2 protein-coding genes and 1 pseudogene are annotated in these 3327 nt (G+C 63.9%); all 3 read left to right on the forward strand.

Annotated features, from left to right (window positions below; translation table 11 throughout):
* A pseudogene (locus AC1VAN_RS16000) lies at positions 1-377 on the forward strand (DcaP family trimeric outer membrane transporter); the annotation flags it as partial.
* Between the two features lie 78 nt (positions 378-455).
* Complete coding sequence (gene adiC / locus AC1VAN_RS16005) at positions 456-1808, forward strand: arginine/agmatine antiporter (RefSeq protein ID WP_025879235.1); 1353 nt, start codon at positions 456-458, stop codon at positions 1806-1808.
* Between the two features lie 20 nt (positions 1809-1828).
* Positions 1829-3327 (forward strand): Orn/Lys/Arg decarboxylase N-terminal domain-containing protein (locus tag AC1VAN_RS16010; RefSeq protein ID WP_480986174.1); only part of this gene is annotated, 1499 nt, incomplete at its 3' end.

Here is a 3327-nt window from a genome sequence, read left to right on the forward strand (position 1 = left end):
TCGGCGCGCTGGGCGGCCGCGGCCTGAGCCGCTATACCGCCGATCTCACCGGTTCCGGTCTTGACGCCGTGGTAGGTGCCGATGGACGCATCGATGCGCTGGACCTGCACGGTGGCTTCGTCGGCTATACCCACTACTGGTCTGATCTGTGGCGCTCGAACCTGATCTACGGTCAGCTGACCCTAGAGCGCAATGCGGCGCTGCCGACCGATGCATTCCGGCAAAGCCGCTATGGCGTGTTCAACCTGATCTGGAGCCCGGCACCGTCGTGGACGATGGGCATGGAACTGCTGTACGGCCGCCTGCAGCAGCAGAGCGGAGCACGCGGCGACACGGTCCGGGTGCAGGGCAGCCTGCAATACAACTTCATCAAGTAAGCGCCAGCGGCAGCACGCCAGCGTAGCCATTCCCCACGCCCGGGTTCACCGGGCCCATGCCAGGTACAGGAGATTGTCATGGCAGAAGCAAAGAAAATCGGGGTGGTCGGAGCCACCTTCCTCGTCGCCGGCAACATGATGGGCTCAGGGGTGTTCCTGCTGCCCTCCAGCCTGGCCAAGATCGGYACCGCCTCGATMTGGGGSTGGCTGATCACCACGGCCGGYGCGCTGCTGCTGGCSTTCGTGTTCGCCAAGCTCGGCAAGCTGGCGCCCAAAGCGGGTGGCCCGTATGCGTATGCACGCGATTGGTTCGGTCCCTACATGGGCTTCCAGACCAACACCATCTACTGGTTCGCCAACTGGATCGGCAACGTTGCCATTCCCATCGCGGCGGTGGGCTACTTCAGCTACTTCTTCCCGATCCTGTCCGAGCCGCTGGTGCGCTGCATCGCGGTGCTGATCCTGGTGTGGGCGCTGAGCTTTGCCAACATGATCGGACCGGCGTTCGTCAGCCGCGTGCAGACGGTCACCACCAGCTTCGCGCTGGTGCCGATCCTGGGTATCGCCATCTTCGGCTGGTTCTTCTTCGATGCCGATATCTTCAAGGGGGCCTACAACGTCTCCGGCGAGTCGAACTTCGGTGCGATCTCCAGTGCTGCGGCACTGACCCTGTGGGCCTTCATCGGCGTCGAGTCGGCCTCGGTCACGGCCGGCGTGGTTGAAAACCCGGAGAAGAACGTGGCCCGCGCCACCCTGGCCGGTGTGTTCCTGGCCGCCATCGCCTACATCGCCAGCTCGTCGGTGATCATGGGCATGGTGCCCAATGGCGAGCTGCAGGTGTCTGACGCGCCGTTCGCGCTGGCGGCGGCCAAGGCCGTCGGGGGCTGGGGTGGTGCGCTGGTCAGCCTGTGCGCCTTCATCGGCGCCGCCGGCTCGCTGGGCGGCTGGATCCTGCTGACCGCGCAGAGYGCCAAGGCGGCCTCCGATGAYGGCCTGTTCCCGAGCATCTTCAGCAAGACCAACAAGGAYGAYGTGCCGGTCAARGGCGTGCTGATCGTGGCCGTRCTGATGACCCTGGCGGTRCTGGTGACCTCCACCTCGAAGACGGCCTCGGCCCAGTTCGACGTGATCACTTCGGCGGCGGTCGTGCTGACGCTGCTGCCGTACATCTATTCGTGCGTGGCCTGCTACTTCGTGGTGGAGCGGTCGCACACGCTGGTGCACACCGGTGCGTTCTGGACCCTGACCAGCCTGACGGTCGTGTACTGCCTGTGGGCGATCTACGGCTCGTCGGGAACGATCGTGCAGTACGCCTTCCTGTTCGTGCTGTTCATCACCGTGTTCTATCCCTTCTTCAGCGAGGAGCGTCGCCAACAGCGGCAGCGTTCCCGCGAGGCGGCGGCAATTTCGTCCGGCGCCCAGCGTTCCTGAGTTAGACAAGGAGAATCAACGTGTATTTCAAGTCCCTGGATTATCCGGTCATCGTCATTGACGGTGACTACGACTCGCCGCGCATCGGCGGCATCCTCATCCGTGCGCTGGTGGAAGAGCTGCGCAGCAATGACCAGCGCGTGCTGTGCGGCCTGAACCTGGACGATGCCCGTGCCGGCGCCCGTACCTATGTGGCCGCTTCGGCGGTGCTGATCTCGATCGACGGCAGCGAGGAGGTCGATGGCGAGTTCCAGCGCCTGACCGCCTTCCTGCGCGAGCAGAGTGCGCGCCGGGCCAACCTGCCGGTGTTCCTGTATGGCGAGCGCCGTACCATCGAGAAGGTGCCGAGCAAGCTGCTCAAGTACATCCACGGCTTCATCTTCCTGTTCGAAGACACCAAGAGCTTCATCTCGCGGCAGGTGATGCGTGCGGCCGAAGACTACATGCAGAACCTGCTGCCGCCGTTCTTCAAGGCGCTGATCCACCACGCGGCCGAGTCGAACTATTCCTGGCATACGCCGGGCCATGCCGGCGGCGTGGCTTTCACCAAGTCACCGGTCGGGCGGGCCTTCCACCAGTTCTATGGTGAGAACACGCTGCGCAGCGATCTGTCGATTTCGGTGCCGGAGCTGGGCTCGCTGCTGGATCACACCGGCCCGATCAAGGAGGCCGAGGACGAGGCCGCGCGCAACTTCGGCGCCGACCACACCTTCTTCGTCACCAACGGTACGTCGACGGCCAACAAGATCGTGTGGCATGGCACCGTGGCCCGCGGCGACGTGGTGTTCGTCGACCGCAACTGCCACAAGTCGCTGCTGCATTCGCTGATCATGACCGGCGCGGTGCCGGTGTATTTCACGCCCAGCCGCAATGCGCACGGCATCATCGGYCCGATCAGCCTGGACCAGTTCACCCCGGAAGCCCTGCAGCAGAGCATCGCGGCCAATCCGCTGGCCAGCCAGGCCTACCAGGCCGGTTCCAAGCCGCGTATCGCGGTGGTGACCAACTCGACCTACGACGGCCTGTGCTACAACGCCGAGAAAATCGCCGAGGAGATCGGCAGCGCGGTCGACTTCCTGCATTTCGATGAGGCCTGGTACGCCTATGCCGCGTTCCATCCGTTCTACGAGAACCACTACGGCATGGCCAAGGGCAAGCCGCGCGAGCAGGACGCGATCATCTTCACCACTCATTCCACGCACAAGCTGTTGGCCGCGTTCTCGCAGGCCTCGATGATCCACGTGCGTAATTCGGCCAGCCGCGACCTGGACGCCGAACGCTTCAATGAATCGTTCATGATGCATACCTCGACCAGCCCGCATTACGGCGTGATCGCGGCGTGTGATGTTGCCTCGAAGATGATGGAAGGGGATGCGGGGCGTTCGCTGGTGCAGGAAATGCATGACGAGGCGATCGCCTTCCGCAGGGCGATGCTGCACGTACGCGACGATCTGGGCCGCGATGACTGGTGGTTCAGCGTGTGGCAACCGACAAAGGTCGAGCGCAGCCTGGACAAGGG

This window comes from Stenotrophomonas sp. 05L44_2, from assembly GCF_056665995.1.